The organism is candidate division KSB1 bacterium, from assembly GCA_024655945.1.
In the GTDB taxonomy this organism is placed as follows: Bacteria; Zhuqueibacterota; Zhuqueibacteria; order JANLFK01; family Oleimicrobiaceae; genus Oleimicrobium.
This window is the reverse complement of record JANLFK010000002.1, coordinates 317766-339094: the sequence shown is the minus strand read 5'-3', so window position 1 is coordinate 339094 and position 21329 is coordinate 317766. Positions and strand designations below refer to the sequence as shown.

Annotated in this window: 13 protein-coding genes; all 13 read left to right on the top strand. The window is 60.2% G+C overall.

Features of this window, described 5'->3' with window-relative positions:
• Nucleotides 1-5: 5 nt before the first annotated feature.
• Nucleotides 6-761, top strand: coding sequence for an outer membrane lipoprotein-sorting protein (locus tag NUW13_04405; GenBank protein ID MCR4438268.1), 756 nt, complete (start codon nucleotides 6-8; stop codon nucleotides 759-761).
• 270 nt (nucleotides 762-1031) lie between these two features.
• Nucleotides 1032-3107: a T9SS type A sorting domain-containing protein gene (locus tag NUW13_04400; GenBank protein MCR4438267.1), complete on the top strand. Its 2076-nt coding sequence runs from the start codon at nucleotides 1032-1034 to the stop codon at nucleotides 3105-3107.
• Between the two features lie 158 nt (nucleotides 3108-3265).
• Nucleotides 3266-3871: a fimbrillin family protein gene (locus NUW13_04395; protein MCR4438266.1), complete on the top strand. Its 606-nt coding sequence runs from the start codon at nucleotides 3266-3268 to the stop codon at nucleotides 3869-3871.
• 55 nt (nucleotides 3872-3926) lie between these two features.
• Nucleotides 3927-5390 carry a hypothetical protein gene (locus NUW13_04390; protein ID MCR4438265.1) on the top strand — a complete coding sequence of 488 codons (1464 nt, stop codon included), beginning with the start codon at nucleotides 3927-3929 and terminating at the stop codon, nucleotides 5388-5390.
• A 27-nt stretch (nucleotides 5391-5417) separates the two neighbouring features.
• Nucleotides 5418-8264, top strand: a complete 2847-nt coding sequence (locus NUW13_04385; GenBank protein MCR4438264.1) for a TonB-dependent receptor — start codon at nucleotides 5418-5420, stop codon at nucleotides 8262-8264.
• Between the two features lie 109 nt (nucleotides 8265-8373).
• Nucleotides 8374-10119 carry a hypothetical protein gene (locus NUW13_04380; protein MCR4438263.1) on the top strand — a complete coding sequence of 582 codons (1746 nt, stop codon included), beginning with the start codon at nucleotides 8374-8376 and terminating at the stop codon, nucleotides 10117-10119.
• A 53-nt stretch (nucleotides 10120-10172) separates the two neighbouring features.
• On the top strand, nucleotides 10173-11978 hold the full coding sequence (locus NUW13_04375) for a hypothetical protein (protein ID MCR4438262.1): 1806 nt from the start codon (nucleotides 10173-10175) through the stop codon (nucleotides 11976-11978).
• A gap of 15 nt (nucleotides 11979-11993) precedes the next feature.
• Entirely contained in the window at nucleotides 11994-12935 is a 942-nt protein-coding gene (locus NUW13_04370; protein ID MCR4438261.1) for a PorV/PorQ family protein, read from the top strand.
• A gap of 108 nt (nucleotides 12936-13043) precedes the next feature.
• Entirely contained in the window at nucleotides 13044-13766 is a 723-nt protein-coding gene (locus NUW13_04365) for a hypothetical protein (GenBank protein ID MCR4438260.1), read from the top strand.
• 5 nt (nucleotides 13767-13771) lie between these two features.
• Nucleotides 13772-14578 (top strand): sulfite exporter TauE/SafE family protein, encoded by an 807-nt coding sequence (locus NUW13_04360; GenBank protein MCR4438259.1) that lies wholly within the window; start codon nucleotides 13772-13774, stop codon nucleotides 14576-14578.
• A gap of 99 nt (nucleotides 14579-14677) precedes the next feature.
• On the top strand, nucleotides 14678-17092 hold the full coding sequence (locus NUW13_04355) for a T9SS type A sorting domain-containing protein (protein ID MCR4438258.1): 2415 nt from the start codon (nucleotides 14678-14680) through the stop codon (nucleotides 17090-17092).
• 15 nt (nucleotides 17093-17107) lie between these two features.
• Nucleotides 17108-20176, top strand: a complete 3069-nt coding sequence (locus NUW13_04350; GenBank protein MCR4438257.1) for a T9SS type A sorting domain-containing protein — start codon at nucleotides 17108-17110, stop codon at nucleotides 20174-20176.
• 97 nt (nucleotides 20177-20273) lie between these two features.
• Nucleotides 20274-21320, top strand: coding sequence for a hypothetical protein (locus NUW13_04345; protein ID MCR4438256.1), 1047 nt, complete (start codon nucleotides 20274-20276; stop codon nucleotides 21318-21320).
• Nucleotides 21321-21329: the final 9 nt, after the last annotated feature.

The window sequence follows — 21329 nt, the reverse complement described above, 5'->3', positions numbered from 1 at the left end:
GAGGTATGCACAAAATAGCACATCGCTCTGCAAGGGCATTTCTCGCGTTGAGCTCATGGCTCGCATGGGCCTCTGCCCAGGTTCCCTCAGGCGAGTGGATCCTGCAGAAGATCGACGAGAACCTGAGTTCCACAAACCGGGTCATTGTCTCCAAGATGGTCATCCATGGACGACGGGAGGTGCGCACCATCGAGGCCAAGTCGTGGGTGCAGGGGACGGAGAGGTCCTTCACCGAGTACCTTGCGCCGGCGCGTGAGAAAGGCACCAAGATGCTCAAGATAGGAGACAAGCTGTGGATGTACTCTCCGGCCACAGATCGCACCATTCAGATTGCCGGCCACATGCTGCGCCAGTCGGTGATGGGCTCGGACCTCTCCTACGAGGATATGCTGGAGGACCCGAAGCTCAGCAATCTCTATCGTGCCGAGGTCACCGGCAGCGAGACGGTGGACGAACGCGACTGCTGGGTGGTTGCCGTCACCGCCACCTCGGAGACGGTTGTCTACCATTCGCGGAAGCTGTGGGTGGACAAGGAGCGCTTGGTCCCCTTGCGGGAGGAGTTGTTTGCCCGCAGCGGTAAGTTGCTCAAGAGGGTGGAGCTTAAGGACGTACGACGGATTCAGGGCAGATGGTTCCCCATGCGCATTTGGTTCAAGGACATGCTCAAGACTGGCGAGGGGACCGAGTTTGTCGTCGAGTCCATAGAGTTCGACCAGGCCATCCCTGAGCATCTCTTCACCAAGGCCTCGCTCAGGAAATAAGGGTTCCCCAAATGGTGAGGCGTCGAGACTCGCGCGATTTTGCCGATGTCCCGAGAGAATCTACTTGACAAATCCTCCCTATTTCTGTATATTATATGGGGTTGGCAGCAGGTCCATGAGATGGTGGGGGATGGTGAATGGAGCAAATCGACAAGGAGGTGATGCAGGGCTGCCGCAAAGAGGTTGGACGATGGCAGGTACCCTTTGAGCCAGAGGGCTCCGGGGTATTGACGGCACGCGGTTAACGGACCGAACGAAGGAGGTGCCTCGATGAGCAGACTATTAACAGTCAAGATGACGGTGCTTGCGGGAGCGCTGATGGGGCTCTTCGCAGGGGCGAATGCACAGCAGGTGGGCGGACCGTATCAGCCCGACGAGCACACTGTGCTGCTGATGCACTTTGACGGGGACCTCAAGAACGAGTCACAGTTTTCTGCCGACGGGCAATTCCACGGCGCTCTGACCAACTTCTTCTTCCTGCCGAATCCCGTCGCAGGCCTCAACAAGTGCCTGCGCATCGACAACGATTCGCGCACGGACTCGGCCTACGTGACCGTGGCGGACACGCAGTACCTGGACCTCACCGGCAATTGGACCATTGAAGGCTGGATTAACATCTTCACGTTCGGCGAAGGCTCGGACGATTGGCGATGGGTGCCGCGCTTGGTCATCAAGACCGGCGATGAGGTGTTTTGGCGGCCGAACTACTTCGTGGAAATGTGGGGCTCCACGCGTTTCTTCAGCTGCGGCTATCATACCGCCTCACAGGATGCCTGGCCCCAGGCGAATTCTCCGGACAACACCATGGTGCCTGGTCAGTGGTACCACATGGCCTTTGTCCGCGACACCACCAAGCATGTGCTTTTGACCATCATTCATGACGCAGAGCGCAAGCTGCGCACCTTTGCCGTGGCTGACTACCTGACCTTCGGCGCCGCCGACCCGACGCCCATTACCACCAACCAGCCACTGCACATCGGTTACGCCGGCGGTGGCGGTGACTCCTTCTTGGACGGCTTTGTCGACGAGATCCGCATCAGTAATGTGGTGCGGCCGTTTGCGGTTCCCCCCATCGTCTCCAGTGTTACGGTCATGCCTAACCAGACTGCGGACGTGACCAGTTATCCGGTGGGCGCGAATGCCTACACGCTCATGGGGGCGGCGATCCAGTCGGTTACCCTCTACTATGCGGTGGGCAGCGGCCCGTGGCAGTCGGTGGCGATGACCCACGTTGCCGGCGACTCTTTCACGGCGGTCATCCCGCAGCAGCCGTTGGGCTCTATCGTCAAGTACTACGTGGAGGCAATAGACAACCAGGGCCTGTCCTTCGCCTACCCACGCGACGCAGGGTGGGGCGCAATGCCGTACTACACCTTTGGCATCTACAGCCCGAACACGAACATCTTAGACCTCGGGTTTGAGGAAGGCTCCGGCACGCCGGTCGACGCCTCCCCGTACAACAATCCGGTGACGGTGGTTGGTGCACCGGTCTACTCCACCGACGCAGCTGTGGGCAACTACTCGCTCTACTTTGAGGGCGATTCGAGCTACTTGGAGGTGGACTCGCCATTCCTTTCCAGCACGGAGTTCTGCGTCGACCTCTGGTTCAAAGCGGACACCATCGAGAACTACTGCCGCATCATCAACCGGCCGGCCACCTCGCAAACGTGGGCGAACAACAACTACCAGATCCGCTTCGACGACAGCCGGCACGTGCAGGGCATTGTGGACGGCACGGTTACGCTCACAACCACTGCCCAAGTGGAACCGGGTAAGTGGTACCATGTGGTGTTCGAAGTGCAGGACGCGCCAGCCGGGTTCCCGGCCGTGTGCATTGGCTCCCTCCTCCTGGAGGATTCGGCAGGCACCAGCCTTTATGGTCGTTTCTTGCCGTCCAACACCCCGGTGGCACTGCGAAATGCGCCGCTCCGCATAGGCAAGGCTGCTGGCGGCACCTATCCGCCCTATTTCCAGGGCCGGCTGGACAACATCAAGATCTACAACTATCCGGCGGCCAGACTCTACAATCGCTTCACGGGCGTCGAGCCGCAGACGGCGGAGGTGCCTGCGCGCTTTGAGTTGGCGCAGAACTACCCGAACCCGTTCAACCCCACGACGGAGATCCGCTTTGCAGTTCCTCGTGCATCCAAGCTTACGCTGGCGGTGTACAACCTGCTCGGCGCCAGGGTGAAGACGCTAGTGAACAAGGAAGTGGTCCCCGGCCGCCATGTGGTCACTTGGGACGGCAGGGATGAGGCGGGCCGCGAGGTGGCCAGCGGCGTGTACATCTACCGCCTGGAAGCTGACGGGTTCACCGCTGCCCACAAGATGCTGTTAGTGCGGTAGGAGAAGAGCAGCAGGGGGTGGGCCTACCGTGGCTCACCCCCTGCTTATAGGTAGTTGTCCGAGCACGGCAAAGTGGCGCCCCTGGCTTGCAGAAGAGGCGATTCCCTTGTGGGTGTAAGGCCGACGACAAGGTACTATCTGAGTGAGGTCTCAAGGTCATGAGGAGAAGGCAACTTGCGTGTGCCATAGTGTGGTGCGCAGGGGTGGTGGCGCTGCTCCTGGCCGCCGGGTGTGACACGGGGGTGGAAGTCTCGCCTCAGCCAGGAATCCTGCGCGTTACGCTGCAGTCGGACCCCGCGGACACTTCCATTCTCATCGTCAAAGACACCGTGAACGTGGCCGAGGGGGACAGCTTTGGCGTGACCGTCTACCAGGGGAAGGTGTACAACGACAGTGCCTTCGCCTTGCTGTACACTACACCACGCACCTACCAGCAGCAGGATGTGACCTACAACATCATTAAACGAAGTGCGGGCCAGTACCACAAGTTCACCATCTATGAGTGCCACGTTCCGCCCTTCTCTTATGACAAAATCACCTTCGGCATGACGCCGCGCATCCTGCGCCTTGGGACCTTCGAGATTCCGGTCAAATCCCCTACTGACGTGAGCCCCTTTGTGGAGCTGCACACACAGTTTCACGTGGAGGAAAAGGGGGTCACCGAGGTAGAGGTGCGCATTCGTCCGTTTCGCTCGGTACGGCGCTACCGCGACAGTTATCTTTTTGTTCCCGACGTGGAAATCGTCAGCGTGAAGAATCTATGAACGACAGTGGAGGCGGGGGCAATTCGCAAGAACCGATGCTGAGGTGACCAAGCCCATGAAGCGTGTGGTGACGTCCGCTTTTCTGCTCGCTCTGGCCATAGGTGTGGCATGGTTCGGCTGTGCACGCAAGACTTCGCCTGCGCGTCCTAATCTTCCCCCCAACACGACCGTGGCGAACATCCCGGTGGATGGGGACACGCTGTTTGCTCTTGTCACCTTGCACTGGGACGGCGAAGACGACGACGGTTACATCGCCGGCTACGAGTACCGCTACATAACCTATCACGTGCACGCCGGCGACTCGGTGGTGCAGGCATGGACGCGCAGCGAGCAGACCCGTGCGACCATCGCCTTCGAATCGAGCGATGTGCTCAACCGCCAGCGCTTCCAGGTGCGCGCAGTGGACAATGACGGCGACGTCGACCCTACCCCGGCAGAGAAATGGTTCTACACCTATCAAACGGTCTTCCCCACTACGGAGATCTTGACCCCGACGCAGAACCAGCAGTTCTTTGTCATCGAGCAGACCACCGACTGGTGGCTGGGCATTCACCTCATCTTTCGGGCGCGGGACCAGGACGGCGAAGTGGTGGAGTTTGCCTGGGCCGTTGATGACGGTGAGTGGCACTGGATGGCGGATACATCTGTCTACATCGGCCCGGAGCACTTTGTGCCGTTGGACGGCAAGCACACGCTTCGCGCCACTTGCCGCGACAACACCAACCTGGTCGATCCGGTGGGGGATGCGGTCACGGTGGAACTCATCAAACCCACCTTCAGCAAGCCCATTCTCATCATCGACGAGACGGTGGAGTCGAAATTCCCCTTCGGCATCAGCTTCAAGGACGCCGACGTGGACAGCTTCTATGCGCGCATCTTTGGCACGCGCGACTCTTGGGATTTTGAGAAGAACGGCATGCCTCCCAAGAAGGTGCTGGGCGAGTACAAGCTGTTGGTCTGGCATGCGGATAACTATTTCACCTATGAGGGCGATGTGCACAGGTTGCCGCAGCACATTAACGACATCATCGACTATTTGAACGTGGGTGGCGACTTTATTATGGGAGGGTGGCGTATCCTCAAGTCGTTTGCCCATGCCGAGCCATTTCCCAAGAGCTTCCGCGAGGGGGACTTTATCTACGATTACCTGCACATCATGGTGGCCGATGAGTCGCCGCCTATTCCTGACTTCAATGGCGCCTATTCCAGCGACACGCTGCGCTTCAGCAGCATCCGCGTGGACTCGCTGAAACTCTCCGAGTCGTACCTGACCTCGATTCCTGTGATCGGGTTACAGTACGTGAATGTCATGCCGCGGCGCGCCGGCTTTACCAGCGTCATCTGGCGCTACAAGAATGACGACTATGTGGGCATCCCGACCTATCGGGGCTACCCCGTCGGCATCCGCTACTACGGCACCAGCTTCGACGCCATTGTGCTGGGCTTCCCGATGTTCTTCATCAAGGAGGTGGATGCCGCGCGCATGGCCCAGGAGATGCTCAGGAGTCTCGGCTATTGATGTCCCTTTGCTCAAGAGAACGTGACGATGAGGAAAACGATGGTGCTCAGGCAGCGTAGTCTTGCCTTGGTAGCGTTGGCAGCAGTCCTGTGGGGCCATCAGCTTTGGGCGGGAAATACCGGCAAGATCGCCGGCATGGTGGTCGACAAGCAGACCAAAGAGCCGCTGATGGCCTGTAACGTGATGGTACGGGGCACCACCTTAGGAGCTGCCACCGATGCAAAGGGGATGTACTACATCCTGCAAGTGCCACCTGGCAGATACGAGGTGGCAGCGTCATACATCGGCTATCACACCAAGACGGTGGCCAATGTGGAGGTGAAGGTAGACCTCACCACGCGCGTCAACTTTGAGCTGGAGCCGACGGCCATCGAGTTTCCCGAGTTGGTGGTGGTGGCCGAAGAGCCGCTGGTGCAGCTGGACATCACCTCTACGCGCAAAACGACAAGCCGCGAGCAGATCGAGCAGACCCCGGGTTTCGAGAGGACAACCGACCTCTTCCTTTTGCAAGGGGGCGCTGTCATCGATGCGGCACCGCAGGCCATTCGTTTCGGGGATGGCACGCGGCTCCAGGTGCGCGACGAGAGCGTCAAGGACATCCACGTGCGCGGCGGCCGCGGTGGCGAGATTCTCTTCATGGTGGACGGCGTACCAGTGACGCACCCCATCTACGGTGGGCGGGACGTGCTCAACCTCAACGTGGTGGACATCAAGCAGATGGAGCTGCTGACTGGAGCGTTCAATGCCGAGTACGGCCAGGCACAGTCGGGGGTGGTTAACATCACTACGCGCTCCGGAGGGCAACGACTGGAAGGCGGCGTCGAGTACAAGTCCTCTGAGATGTTCAACACCTATGCGACCGACTACGGTTCCTTCTACTTCGGGGGGCCTGAGCCGGTGTCGCGGTTGCTCGCGGCGCGGGGGCTCCGCTTGCCGGGTACCTTGAGCTTCTTCTTGTCGGGCAACGGCACCCTTTCGGACACACCCTACAACAACCACCGCAAGCGCGACGATATCAATGTCCTCGGCTTGAGGATTAGGGAAAAGCAAGACAACGACGGCAACTTCAACGCCAAGATTGGCTGGCAATTGACGCAGCAGCTGGACCTGGGCTTCTCCTACCACGGCTCCTGGAAGAGCTGGAGCAGTTTTGACTGGCTGTGGAAGAACTATCCTGACCACACGGCCGAGTATGCGCGCAACAATCAGAACCTTATGCTGCGTGTGAACCATACGCTTTCGCCGGCGACTTTCTACACCGTCAATCTTGGCTATCTGACTGTGGACTATACCGGCTCGCTGGACGGCAAGTCGCCTGCCGATTTCTGGCGCTTCTACAAGGACGGAGTGGAGTACGACTACTACACCTATGTTCGTAACTTCTCAGGAGCGCCAGACTCGCTCAAGTCCACCATTAAGGCACCGACCACGGACGGCTATGGCTTCTTTGATGCCCAGAGCTACGAGAACATTTGGCGAGACGACCACACCAAGACGCTGACGGTGAAGGCCGACATCACTTCGCAGATCCACCCTGAGCATCTGGTGAAGACGGGTTTCTTGGTCCAGTCCAACGATATTCACTATGTCGACATCCAGGATGGCGGGGTAAAGCTCTCCAACTACGGGCAGTACGTGTTCAAGAACGAGCCCCCGTTCCCGGCCCCGAACGGGCCGTACAAGGAGTTTGGTCAGAATCGTTGGGTGTTCACCGCTTACCCAACCAGCGGCGGGTGGTACATACAGGACAAGTTCGAAAAGGGGTCGCTGATCATCAACGCGGGAGTCCGCGCCGACTGGCTCCGCTTGGGCTCGACGGTGGAGAACAAGGCGTGGAAGAAAGCCTGGGAGGAGGCCACTGGCTTGCGCGCCAATTGGAAGCAGCTGAAGTACAAGATAAGCCCGCGCTTCGGGATCTCGTTCCCCATTTCCGACCGCACGGTGATTTTCTTCTCCTACGGGCACTTTAACCAGTTCCCCGAGCTGCAGTACCTGTACCGCGACCCTTACACGGGTGGCTTTACGGGCAATCCCTTCTTAGACTTTGAGCAGACAATCTTGTACGAGTTCGGCTTCACGCACCAGTTCCTCAGTGACTGGGCCATTGATGTAAAGAGCTATACCAAGGACATCTCCAAGCAGGTGGAGACGACGCAACTGCTGGCGGCTCTTGGCCTGCCGGTCTATCTCTACGACAACAAAGGGTACGCCAGAGCGCGTGGTCTGGAGTTCGAATTGGTGAAGAGGTACTCCCATTTTACCTCAGGCAAGTTGAACTACACAGTGCAGTGGGCGACAGGCTATTCGTCATCCGCCTTTGAGAACTATATCCGCTCGCTCACCGATTTCCCTCTACCCATCCGAGAGCGCCGCTTGGGGTGGGATGTTCGCCACCAGTTCATCTTGCAGGCGATGTTGGAGGCTCCGCCCAAGAAGAACCCGAAGATGTTTGGCCTCAAGCTTCCTGATAACTGGAACGTGACCATCCTTTCGCGGGTCTCCTCTGGGCAACCGTACACACCTTTCACCCTCGATCCTGTGGTGGCTCAGAAGACCGAGAACTCTGCCAGCGGCCCATGGACCATGTCCACTGATGCCAAAATTCGCAAGTCGTTCAACTTTGGGCCGGCGCGCCTTTCGCTGTTCGTCGACATCTTCAACCTCTTTGGCGAGAAGAACACGCAGATCAGCTATGCGTTCAACACCCTCACCGGCAAACCTTACAAGTACGGTGACGTGGACCCGCAGTTGACGGCGATCAATGTCTACCAGTACCTGAGCTGGCACAAGATTTACAGCCTCATGGACCCACGGCAGTTTTCCACGGGCCGGCACGTAAAGATAGGAACGAGCATTGACTGGTCATTGGACTGAAGATCGGGAGTACCACTTGTTCCCCGGCCGGCAACGGCGCCAAGGGGTATGCTGTCACGCGACCCCTCGCCGAAGGTGTGCGGCTCTTCTCACCCTCGTGGCGACGCTGGTGTTGAGCACTTCGCTCCTTGGCCAGGCCCGGGTGGCCCTGGACTGGAAGCTGCACGACGTAGGCAAGGTGCGGCAGTTTGTCTCCAACATCGGCAGCCTGTGGCCCACCTGGGTCTTATGGGGAAGTTGGACAGGGCTCATCTATTGCGAGTTCCCGCCCGGCAGCCATGAGGAACACGTGGGGGAGGGCGGTATCTGGATTGGTGCGATCACCGGCGTTGACACTGCGGTCTCGGTGACGACCAGCTGGCATTCCGACGTCGAGTTCTTCCCCAGCTCTGCCAAATGGGACACCATTTGGGTGGTGGAAAAGGGAGACACGGTGGACATACCCTATTGGCCGGGCTATACAGCCGTTGGCGATCAGGACTTTGTCTGCCGGTATGCGGACTTTCACATTACCAACATCGCCTTGCACACCCCGTTGTATGTGGACGTGATCCAGACCAGTCATGTCTGGGCCTCACCGCCGTTGGACGAAATGGTGGTGTTCCGCTACTGGGTGACCGCCACAGCCAAGCCCTTGCAGAATGTGTGGGTTGCTTACTGGCTGGACGGGAATGTCGGCTACCGCGGTCCGGGGTGGTCCTTTGCGCTGGACGACTATTCGGTCTACTATCCGGAACGGCAGATGGGTGTCTCAATAGACGCCGCAGGCGGGCCTGATGGCGATGCGTACAGCCCCATCGCGGTCAAGATTTATCCGCCCCAGGGGATGGGCAAGCTGCGCTGGACCTTTAACTGGATCCAAAACCCGGACTTTGGCCCGCCCGCGCGCGACCCTGACCGCTACCGAGAGATGGCGGCAGGGGTGATCATGCAAAACCAGCTTGACCCCATCGGCTCGCAGTTTTTCATAGCCTTCGGACCGTTCAACCTCCAGGTTGGCGACACGGTGCAGTTCTATGTGGGTGAGATCCTCGGCAAGGGTCTCAAGGGGCTGCTGAAGAACGCCGATCGTTTGGACTGGTTGGTGGCGAACGACTTCAAGGTGCCGTCGCCGCCGCCGCGGCCGCCGCTGCGGGTGGAGACCCGCTCTCACCAGGTGGTGCTGCGCTGGAAGGCGCAGCCAGGCGAGCCAGATCCGGAGACCTACCAGGACCCCAATCGCGCCGACCACTGTCCGCAGCCGTTCGAAGGATACCGTGTGTACAAGAGCACGGTCGGCCCCACCGGCCCATGGACCCTGTTGGCCGAATATGACCTGCCTGGCAACGATCTTGGGGCAAACACCGGCCTGGCCTACGAGTACACTGACGTAGGGCTGCTCAACAACCTCGAGTACTACTACTCGGTGACCGCGTACTCGAAGCCTGACACCGTGTCGGGTTTTCCCTCGCAGGAATCCAGTGTCCCCGCCAATGCCAAGGTGGTGGTGCCGGGGACTGAGCCTCCTGCCACGGTGGGACAGGTCGCAGTGGTTCCCAATCCCTACCGCGGCGACGTCGCTTATCACTCCTACAACCCGCCATGGGAGCGCCCGAAGGGCACGCGCGAGCGCTGGATGGAGCAGGACCGTCGTATCCAGTTCATCAACCTACCTGAGGCGTGCGAAATCGATGTCTACACCTTAGCAGGTGACCATGTCATCTCCATCAGCCACCACGACCCGTACAAGGGGTATGAAGACTGGAACCTGACCTCCGGCGTGGGACAGGCGGTTGCAAGTGGCATCTACCTTTTCACCGTCAAGGACACCAGAACCGGCGCCGTACAAGTGGGCAAGTTCGTGATAATCAAATGATGCGAACCACCTTGCGCAAAACAGGAAGAAGAGTGAGAGTCTTGGGTGTACCCATGAGCCTTGCAACTTGCAGGTGGGCGGCAGCGGTCGTTGCTTGTTGCCTTCTGTTCCTGTGGGCCTTCCCGGCGAAGGCGCAGTGGACCAACCTGGATTGGAAGCTGCACAACGTGGGCAAGGTGCGGCAGCTGGTGACTAACATGGGCACCTTGGACGACACCCACGACTACGTACGCGTGGGCTATCCGGGGCTCTTGTATTGCGAAATGCCGCCGGGCAGCAACGAGGAACATGTCTACCAAGGTGGGATCTGGATCGGGGCCATCACCCCGTCCGGGGACACGCTTGTCTCCGTGTCGCGGACCCACTTCACGCCCCACGAGTTCTTCCCCACTGCCGAACCATGGGATACGGTGTGGGTGGTACAGAAGGGTGATACAGTTGACATTCCGTATTGGCCACGCTACGCGGCTATCTCCGACCAGGACTTTGTCTGCCGGTATAGCGACTATAACATCCTCAACGTCACTGACCACACCCCACTCTATCTGGACGTGGTACAGTGGAGTTATGCCTGGAGTTCGCCGCCGCTGGACGAATTTCTCGTGTTCAATTACAACGTGATGCCCACCAAGTTCCCCTTGCGGGAGGTGTACGTCGGCTTTTGGCTGCATGGCGAGATTGGCAACAACGACGCGGCTCTCAACTTCTTAGATGAACATACCTACTTCTTCCCAGCGCAATTCATGGCCGTGGGTGAGGATAACCCCGGCGGCGATGATGGTACGGCGATAAGCCCCATCGGCATCAAGGTGCTCTATCCGGCCGATAGCACGCTCAAGTGGACCTTCAAGTGGTACAATCACGAGGACTTGGCCGGGTGGGGCCGAGACCCGGTGCGCTACCGGCTGGGCATGGCCAGCGGCGAGATCATGCAAAACCGCCCCGAGATCGAACGGGCGCATATTTCGATTGCCTTTGGGCCTTTCCCCTACCTGAACGTGGGTGACACGCTTCACTTCGAGATAGGCGAAGTCTTCGGGATGGGCATGGCGGGTCTGATGAAGAATGCCAAGTACCTGGAGTTTCTGCGCGACCGGCGCTATCGCGTGCCGTTTCCACCTCCTCGGCCACCGCTGCGGGTCTTTCCTGCATCGCACCGCGTGACGCTCTCCTGGAAACCACTGGCTGGTGAGGTGGACCCGGAGAAGTACTACGACCCTTATCGCGGGGACCACAGCTCGCAGCCGTTCGAAGGGTATCGACTCTACAAGAGCACCGTGAGCGCCCAGGGACCGTGGACCTTGCTGGCAGAGTACGACCTACCGGGAAATCGCTACGGCCAAAACACCGGGCTTGCCTACGAATACACCGATGTGGGCTTGGTGAACAACGTCGAGTACTACTACAGTGTCACCGCCTTTTCCAAGCCCGACTCGGTGACCAATTTTCCTTCTCAGGAGTCGAGCGTGACGGCCAACGCCAAGAAGGTGGTGCCTGGTACCCCGCCGCCGGAGAAGGTGGGGCAGGTGGCCGTCGTGCCTAATCCCTATCGGGGCGACGTGGCCTATCATCAATACAATCCGCAGTGGGAAAAGCCGGCGGGCACACGCAAACGATGGATGGAGCAGGACAGGCGTGTGCAGTTTATTAACCTGCCGGCGCAGTGCATTATCAAGGTGTACACTTTGGCCGGAGACCTTATCACCACGCTGGAACACGATGACGCCAGTCGTGGCTATGAGGACTGGAACCTGACCTCCTCGGTGGGGCAGGCCATCGCCAGCGGCATCTACCTTTTCACGGTGGAGGACAAGCGCACTGGCGAGGTGCAAGTGGGCAAGTTTGTGGTGATCAAGTAGAGGACCGTCGTTCGTATGAGAAAGAAGACGAAGCTTGCGTATCGAAAATGGTTGGGGGTGGTGCTGCTCCTGCCGGCCGTGGTCGTCGCCCAGTACGAGCGCCCTGGCAGTACTGATGCGCAGTTTCTCAAGATAGGCGTCAGCGCCCGAGGCGCAGGCATGGGCGACGCGTTCATTGCCATGGTCGACGGCGCCGAGGCGGCTCACTACAACCCAGCTGCCTTAGCCTGGATTCCGGGCAATGCTGTGGCTTTCACCCATACGGGCTGGTTTGCGGGCATCAACCACGATTATGTGGCGGCAGCCCGCACCTTTGGCCGCGCCGGCACGTTTGCGCTCTCGGCCACCGCGCTTTACACCGACGAGATGAAGGTGCGCACTCCCCTGCAGCCAGACGGCACCGGCGAGACCTTCTACGCCGGGAACTATCGCATAGGACTCAGCTACGCTCGCTATTTGACCGACCGTGTCACTTTTGGCGGCACACTCAACTACATCCGCATGGCGCTGTACTCTGATTTCGTCGGCGCGGCTGTGGCGGCGGACATCGCCGTCCTCTACGTGACCCACTTTCGCGGTTTTCGCTTCGGCATGAAGATCGCCAATTTCGGCTCGGAAGTCAAGTTCGTGCACGAATCGTACCCGTTGCCCACGAACTTTACTTTTGGTCTGGCCATCAACGCCATCGACGGCCAGGCACAGAGGCTGGCGGTAAGCTTCTCCGCCATGAAGCCCAACGACGGCCGCCCTTTGGGGGAGGTTGGCGCAGAGTGGTGCTACCAGAATCTCCTCTTCCTCCGCAGTGGCTATCGTCTCAATCATGATGTGGCGCGCTACTCCTTCGGCGGCGGACTGCAAGTGGATGTGGGTGGGCTGTGCTTCCGATTGGATTACGCTTACAGCGACTTTGGCCTGTTGGGTGCTGCGCAACGGATAGGCGTCAATGCGCAATTCTGAGCGCCTATGGCGGCGCGAAAGTAGCTGGCCGTTGCCGACGCGTGGCCCCTGGAGCACAAGCAGAGCCCGGTCCCGCCTCAGCGCCGCCCCCTTTTTCCGTGCTGCCCCATGGTGACGAGTCGGTGCGCAGCGCTCCTCCTGTTGGTGACGCTCACCCAGCCGCTGGCGGCGCACGGTTACCGCTTTTCGCAAACCCCTGAAGAGATGCGCGACCAAGTCTGGGTGCACGTCGACCCGACGCTCATCACTGTGCAATACGAATCCCTCTATCTCGGCCAGCTTGCGCCGCACATTCGCAACATGATCGACACCAATGCCGACACCGTGCTCAGCGCCGCCGAGGTAGAAGATTTTTTCACAGAGTTCGCCCGCTCGCTGAATGACCTGCTGCAACAGGAGCCGTTGCGCATTGGTGGCCGGCGCTCCCGCATGCGCCTTGTGGAGTGTGAGGCGCCTGGTCTGCTCGCCGACAGCCTGCTTGCGCCGCTCAGGCTGCGCATGGTGTTCCTGGTCGAAAGTGGCCAGCTCTCGCCGGGGGATCATGATCTGGAGGCAGACCCCCGTCTCTTCTTCATCTGCGGGAACCACTTCATCGATCTGGCCAAAGAGAGGGTGGCCTTCACTGATGAGCAGGAGCGGGCGATCGGCAGATTGCTCCAGCTTCGTGTTATCGGCTCGCCCTCCATTTCATTCCTGTCCACGTACCCGGGATATATCAAGCGGGACTTGGACATGGTGGTCATCAGCGGCGTGTTTTACGACGAGACTGTGCTGCGTATTCGCAAAGGAAAGTACCCGAAGTTGAAAATCCGCTTCCGGTGCACTCGGTGACAGCCGTGAGCCAAGACCTGGTCAAAGAGGTGCTTTACTATGAGCACGTGAGCCCCCTGTTTGCGCTGGCGGTTCTTGGCGTTGCTTTCCTGCTGGGAGCTCTGCACGCCCTCGGCCCAGGGCATGGCAAGTCGCTGATGGCTGCCTATCTGGTCAGCTCTCAGGGACGGATTCCCGATGCGGTGCTGCTTGCTCTTGTTCTGACAGCTTCCCACGTCTTGGTGGTAGTGGTCGTTGCGCTGCTGGCTCTCTGGGTCACTGACTTTTTTTGGCCAGAAAGAGCTGCAAGATGGTTTTCTTTGGGCTCCGGTGTGGCCGTCTCTGGTATCGGGCTTTGGTTGCTCTTCGCGAGGATCAGGGCTGTGTTCAAGAGGCGGCAGACCTCGCTTTCATCGCGGGGAACGGGCCAGGAGCAAGCGTCCTGGCACGGTGGTGATGTTCATGAGAGACATTTTCATCACCACGAACACGAATACCACCACGCACAAGGCGTGTCTGTGGGGCCGCGAACGTGGTGGGGCGCGATCTCCTTAGGTTTCTCCGGTGGGCTCGTGCCGTGCCCAAAGGCTCTGGTGATCTTGCTCCTGGCCATATCGATGCACAAGGTCCCCCTTGGGTTGGCCCTTGTGGCCAGCTTTAGCCTGGGGATGGCAGTGGTGATGGTGGTGTTAGGCGTTGTCGTGGTGAGGGGGGCGCGCCTGGCCCAAGGCCGCCTGCCCGCCTGGGGCACCACTGCCGTGGCGGTGGCGGGTGCCGTGGTGATTGTTGCCCTTGGTGTGCTGGTGGCCATGCGCTCACTGGTCGCGAGCTGACATGGCGACGGCAGGAATTCTGGGCAAGAAGCAACGCTGTCCCAGCCGGTTGCTCCCGCCTCTGATGGCCAGGCGCTGCGCTTTTTCTCTGGAGGATGGGTGACATCAGCAAGGTCATGGCTTAGGCCTCTCGTCCTCGTCGGCTTGGCATCGTGGGTGGTGCCGGCTGGCAGTCAGTGGATCTATTTCCGCAATTTTGTGCGCCACGCCGACGGGCAGTTCTGCCGCCATCAGCCGCCGGAGGCGAGCTTCACGGTGTTCTTGAACGGGGACGAGTCGCGCATTCTGCTGGAGAACGCGCCTCGCTGGGACACGGGCGGGGATCCGAACATCGACGGCAAGGGTACCTTTGGCGTGGAGCTGGGCAACTTTTCGCCAGCCGTGGCAATGGGGGATTGCGTGGTAGTGCGTTTTTGCTGTGAGGCGGCCGGGGAGCAGGGCGTTCTCGCCGAACGGATCGATGCCATCCCCTGGTACCGTTGGCCCTCTACGCTGTACTTGGCCAAGGTGCAGATGCCTGCGCGCCCGCGAGGACTGCGCCTGCACCGGAACATTCGCGGCCATCGGGAGCTGACGTGGGAGGCAATCCCCAACGCCACTTACGCCGTCTATCGGCGGGCGCTGCAGGACACGGTGGCTGGTGGTCTGGCGCGCAGGCAGTACCAGCTGATGGCCGAAGGGCTCTTCACAAGCAGTTTCACCGACTCTGCTGTGGCGCCGGGTGCGAGTTATGGCTACGTGGTCTTTGCCCGGTCATCATCGGGCACTTGGGGCCCCCACTCGGAGGAGGTCAATGAGATCGTGGCGGGTGCCGACTTGGACGTCGGGTGGATTGCCCGCCTGCCGCGCCTCAGCTACGTGTGGGGGAGCAGCGACCCGGCAGTGGAAGGATGGCCCAGGCCGGGGGAGCTGGTGACCTGGCGCGCTCATATCCGCAACTGGGCCGCCGAGGACATGTCGGCTGTCCCGTACGCCTGGCTCCTCGACGGCGAGGAGGTGGCGCGTGGCCTGGTGGACCTGCCCGACTCGGGCATGGCGACCGTCGACTATAGCTCGCCATGGACCTTCGCGCGCCATGAACTGGAGTTCGTCATCGACCCGGACAATGAAGTACCTGAAGAGGAGGAGGGCAACAACGCCGTTCTCATTTACACCAACGCCCTCAGCGTTGGTTTCTATGTCGAGCAGAGCGTGTACGACTACTTTCACCGGTACCAGAAGGAGTTGGGGGTACATGCCAATTCCTGGGAGGATTGGGCGCAGCGTCACGTGCGCCGCTGGAACCAAATGTTCGCCAACGCGGTCTATCCCGAGACTCCGGAGGGTGTGCTGGACCGCCTGCGCATTGACCATATCACCGTGGTGCCCGATGGCAGGCTCCCTCTTGCCGGAGGTTTGGCGACAAACACCCCCAACTTGCAGGATCGCACCGTCGACCTCCAGTGGGGTTTTCCTGCCAGCTTGCTGACGAGCGGCTTCTACGCCAACCATAAGAGTATCAGCGATAGCAACCCCTTCTTTTTCGAAGGCTCACTGCTCCACGAACTGGGGCACGCACGCTACCTGATTGACCTCTATGGCTTCAACGTCCACGACAACGGCAGTGGTAGCACCGTTGCCATCATGGAAGGAGGTCGGCTCATCGTGGGCACTCCTTACATGCCGCTCGTGGGTGGCGACGCGGTGCACTACACCCCGTACAAAGGGCTGATGAATGGGGAGTACACCTGGATTGACCGGTACAGTGCTGTGGCTTTGAATCTCATCGCGGGCCATCGTGCAACCAAGGGCAACTACAACGCTCCGGAAAACATCGGAGCATTCATGCAGGACTTGCCCCTTGAGAACTGTCTGACCGTGAAAGACAACGGCGGCAACCCCTTGCCCGGTGCCCAGGTCTCTGTCTATCGTGCGACTGGACAGCCAGGGGTGTGGTACGGCAAGTACTTCGACGACAAGGCGGACATGCTCCTTTTCGCCGATGACGCAGGGAATGTCTACCTTGGGCGCTGTCCATTCTCTGCAACCGGCGTGATTGTCCACGACTATGGGTTGTCCAACGCCGTGCTCATTGTCAGGGTGGAGCACGGAGGGGGAGTTGGGTATGGCTTTCTGGAGTCCACGGACTTTAACATGGAGTATTGGCGGGGCCATATCGAAGTGGGGCGGCACGAGTTGCGCGTGAATCTCGTGCCCAAGACCACCGTCCTGACTGCTTCAGGAGAGGAGCCACAAACCACCTGCACGCTCAGCATAGCCTTTCCCAATCCCTTCAACCAAAGTACGGAATTCGCCTATAGCACCACGGGACAAGGCCAGACGCAAGTGGCCATCTTTGATGTGAGCGGCAGGTTGATCAGGACACTGATTGCTCAGGAGCTTCCGGCTGGCACATACCGGGTACAGTGGGACGGAAAGGACCAGTACGGTTTGGCCGCGCCCACTGGTGTTTACTGGTGTCGCCTCACAAACGGGATGCTGGTGCGCAGACAGCAGGTTACACTGGTCCGTTAGCGCGGGGACGCAAAGATGACCCGGCGGCTTATTGCGGTTGCTATGATAGAGGCGGTCGTTCTTGCCTGGGCGACCTTGGGGTGGCCGCAACACGAACTCTCGCAATTGGCTGTGACGGGCCGCGACCCTCTGTTCACCACCTATGCGGCGCCTGTGGCGCGCTCTCAGTTCGTCTTGGACGAAGGGTATCAGCTCAAGTTTTCGGAGCCGGAGCGCGGGGTGGAGTTCACCACCGACAATGGGGGCACCCTTGGTCTTGCCTTCAGAGTGGGGGGCGTAGTGCACTACCAGGTGCGCGACCTGGCGGAGGAGCCCGTGATTATAGCCTCGTATAGCGACTTGGTGAAGCTGCGCATGCGACCGTTTCCGGAAATCGAGGTGGAGGTCTTCTTTCAGGTCTACAGCTCACGGATTGCCATCGAAGAACTGGCAATCACCAACTCGGGCGCAGCCGCACAGGTCGTGGACGCCTACGCGTTTCTCCATCACCCCCAAGGGCTTCGGGCGCCGGCGATGAGGGAGGATGCGCGCAGCTTCGTCTGCTCCCATGAGGAGCCTCCAGACTGGTGGACCCTTGCGCATGGGGTTCCTTATTGCCGCAACGTAACCGATATTCTTGTTCTGGATGCACCGGCCCAGGCGTATGGCGGCTATGCGAGCCTGGGCGAGCCGCCTGGGCCGCCCCTGGCGCGTAGTGCGCGCGGTGGCAATTACTGCGTGGAGTGGGGCACGGTGCACCACGCGGACGGCTCCCTGTGCACGCACCAGCCACCCTTGGTGCAACAGCTGATCACGCGCGCGGACAGCCAGGGCGAGATTCTCACCGAAGATGCACCAAAGTGGGGCGATCCAGACCCGAACATTCCGGGGAATGGTTTCCAGGGCTGCGAGCTGGGCAACTTTCTTCGCCCGCCGCTCAGGGTCGGCGATTCGGTCATCGTGGTCTTTACGTGCAACGCCACGGGGGAACAGGGCGCAGCAGGGGCAGCCGTGGGGGAACTGCCTGCGCCATCGGGCGTGCGGATTGACCTCAGGCTCGCGCCCACCTCGCTGCCACCTGCACCCCGCGACGTGCATGTCCACTTTGCCGCTAACCACGAGGCGGCAGTGGTGAGCTGGGTGCCAGAGCCTGGTTGCCGCTACACCCTCTACCGGAGGACCTCCGGCACGCCAGGGCGCTACGACTTGATTGCCCAGGAGCTCACCGACCCTGGCTACCTCGACTTGGCGCTCGACCCGGACAGCAGCTACCGGTACGTGCTTGTCGGCCGCGACCAGCACGGCACCTGGGGATGGCGCTCCGCCGAGGTGGGGCGGCCAGCGGTGACGTCCTTCTTCGCAGATGTCAACAACCCCCGCCTGTCCGGGCTCATCGGCGAGGAGTGCCGCGTCGTGGCGGTGCAGCGCTCTATGTCACTGCAGCCAGGCGAGACCAAGAGCATCCGCCTGATTCGCGGCGTCATCGAGGAGGGAGGCAACGTGGACAGCCTGGCCATGGTCTGCCAGGCTCTCATGGCCTACGACATGGAAGAGGCGCTGCGCGAGGACGAGGCGGCCTATGCGCGCATCCCGCGCCTGGCATGGCCGAGCCGCGACCACCGCCTGATGTACTGGAGCGCCTTCTCGATGATGCGCCAATGCATGATGCCGCCGGAAGGCGAATGTTCCTTCAACTACTATCTTTTCTCGCGAGAACCAACATGGGGATGGGGGCACGGAGGCCAGGTTTTTCACGAAAGCCTGGCGATGCTGGCATACGCCTATATGGACCCGGTGGGCGCCCAGAATTCGCAGCGCCTCTACGCCGAGCGCATGAACAGCCGGAGCGAGTGGCCCGATGGTTACATCCCTTACCGTGTGGGCCCCTATCTCAACGAGCTGCTCTACTGGGCCAACGAGTACTCTTCCTCAGCGCCATGGTTCAACTGGGAGACGTGGCAGATCTTCCAGGTGACGCACGACACCAGTTTTGTCAGGGACATGTACGATTATGGGGTGAGGTTCCACAACTTCTGGCTGCGGGAGCGCGACGACGATCGAGATGGCCTCTGCGAATGGGGCGGCGATGCTTTCTTGGAGTCGGTGAGGGACTACAACGTGATCTGGGACCTGTTGGGCGGCTACTCGGATCCCCACAACGCCAACAAGGTGGAAGCCCTCGACCTCAATTGCGAGCTGGTCATGGAGGAGAAGGCGCTGGCTTCCATGGCGGCTCTCCTAGGAAAGCAGGAAGAAAGCGCGCATTGGGAACGCCTTGCCCAGGCACGGGCCGACGCCATCAACGCGCTCATGTGGGACCCGGAGACGCGGTTCTACTACCACGTCGACAAGCATACCCACACTTTCACCTATCGCTCGGCCAACGATCTGCGCCGCAAGGAGCTCATCGGCTTCCTGCCCCTATGGGCGGGAGTGGCTAACCAGGCCCAGGCGCGCTACCTCTTGGCGCAGCTGCGCAACCCTGATACCTTCGGGCGGCCCTACGGCGTGCCGCTTCTCGCGCACAGTGACCCTTACGACGGCTACGATGCTCATTCGGTGTACCCGGAGTGGAACTTCCTCGTGTTTCGAGGCCTGCTGGCTTACGGCTTCTACGATGAGGCGCGCGAGCTGGCCGAGCGCCTCTTTGCTGGGGTGATCGCGACGCTCCGCGACTATCACGACTTTTACGAGTCCTACTCCTGCGATGCACCCCGTCCCTCGGACTCCTGGCTGCACACGTACATTTGGACTGGGGTGGTGGCGCGCATGCTTCTGGACCTGGACGAGGTGGGCATGCGGGTGGAAGAAGAAGTAGCTCCGCATTCGGCGCCCCCTGTGGCCGTGGCCGTTTTCCCGAATCCTTTCAATTCCCAGGCAACATTTGTCTTCCCGACGAAACAAGACGGCGAGGCGCGGTTGAGCGTCTACGACCTGGCAGGGCGGGAGGTGGCACGCCTGGTTGACCAACACCTGCCTGCCGGCCTCCATCGCGCAGAGTGGGACGGCACTGCGCTGGGGAGGCCTGTCGCTTCCGGCCTTTACTTGTATGTGCTCAAGGCAGATAAGCGCACTTGGCAGGGGAAGATAGTTCTTGTCCGATAGACCCGAAGGCGGAACTTCTTTCTGCGAGGGCACCCTGCCGAGGCGGTCCCGCGTTGAGTTCTCTTTGGTGGCGGATAACTGGTAAGGAGGGCCTGAGATGCTTTCAAGATTGACATTGGGCCTGTTGTGCGCAGTCATGTGGTGGGTGTTCGGCGTGGCGGCGCAAGCATGCGCAGGCTCGGTGCCAAAGCCTCCCTTCGTTGTGCCGGTGGTGGTCGTGTGCTACTATCCCTTAGCAGGCGATTCCATTAACATAGCCGTGACCGGAGATTGGGGGCGGAGCCTTGCCTTCACGCGAGCCAAGACCGACAGCCTCACCAAGAGGATCGCCGAATGCCTGGAAGAAGGCTCCCGCTTTCGGGGATACAAGAATCCAGCGGCGAAACCGAGTCTGAAGTACAAGATCCTGCACAAGCACGAGTTCTTCGAACCCTTGCCATTGTGCTTCAAGCCCGGCCACGCTCGCCCGGTGCCCGACTATTACGCGGTCGTGAAGCGCATCGACGCTGAGTATTGGGTCGAAAAGAGAGGCGTGAAGGAGATTTGGTTGTGGGCCTACCATGGCGGCGTCTTGGACCTGTGGGAATCGAACATGGCGGGGCCGTTTGGCGATGTGAGCAACAGCGACCGCGACCCCAACGACTTGCCGACCTTTCGCAAGACGTACACCTTGTACCACTACAACTATCAGCGCGGACTGTCCGAGGCCATCGAGGACCACATGCACCAGATCGAGGCGGTGTTGAACTTTGTGGATGGCCGCGATACGACGCCAGAGGACGAGTGGCCGAACTTGCTCTTCTGGGGCAAGTTCGTGGGGAGCGACAAGACCCACAAGATTGTCAGGCCAGGGTGCGGCTGGGCGCACTACCCGCCCAATGCCGAACGAGACTATGACTGGAAGAACCCTCGCCTGGTGTGGACTGACATAGAGGATTGGCGACCCGACGGCACAGGGCAGCGCAAGCAGGTGAACTGCCAACGCTGGAACTGCAACAGCCTCGACTGGTTCATCCTGTGGATGCAAAGCCTTCCCGGCGCGGACAACGGTCTCGAATACGATGGCCGCCCGCTGACGAACTGGTGGATTTTCATCGGTGATTTCGATGCGGCCATGAAAAGGGGGTTTAAGCTGGTGCTATGAAAACGGACG

Coding starts and splice junctions, on each gene's coding strand:
- NUW13_04405 (MCR4438268.1), top strand. CDS start 6: ATGCACAAAATAGCACATCGCTCTGCAAGGGCATTTCTCGCGTTGAGC.
- NUW13_04400 (MCR4438267.1), top strand. CDS start 1,032: ATGAGCAGACTATTAACAGTCAAGATGACGGTGCTTGCGGGAGCGCTG.
- NUW13_04395 (MCR4438266.1), top strand. CDS start 3,266: ATGAGGAGAAGGCAACTTGCGTGTGCCATAGTGTGGTGCGCAGGGGTG.
- NUW13_04390 (MCR4438265.1), top strand. CDS start 3,927: ATGAAGCGTGTGGTGACGTCCGCTTTTCTGCTCGCTCTGGCCATAGGT.
- NUW13_04385 (MCR4438264.1), top strand. CDS start 5,418: ATGAGGAAAACGATGGTGCTCAGGCAGCGTAGTCTTGCCTTGGTAGCG.
- NUW13_04375 (MCR4438262.1), top strand. CDS start 10,173: ATGAGCCTTGCAACTTGCAGGTGGGCGGCAGCGGTCGTTGCTTGTTGC.
- NUW13_04370 (MCR4438261.1), top strand. CDS start 11,994: ATGAGAAAGAAGACGAAGCTTGCGTATCGAAAATGGTTGGGGGTGGTG.
- NUW13_04365 (MCR4438260.1), top strand. CDS start 13,044: ATGGTGACGAGTCGGTGCGCAGCGCTCCTCCTGTTGGTGACGCTCACC.
- NUW13_04350 (MCR4438257.1), top strand. CDS start 17,108: ATGACCCGGCGGCTTATTGCGGTTGCTATGATAGAGGCGGTCGTTCTT.
- NUW13_04345 (MCR4438256.1), top strand. CDS start 20,274: ATGCTTTCAAGATTGACATTGGGCCTGTTGTGCGCAGTCATGTGGTGG.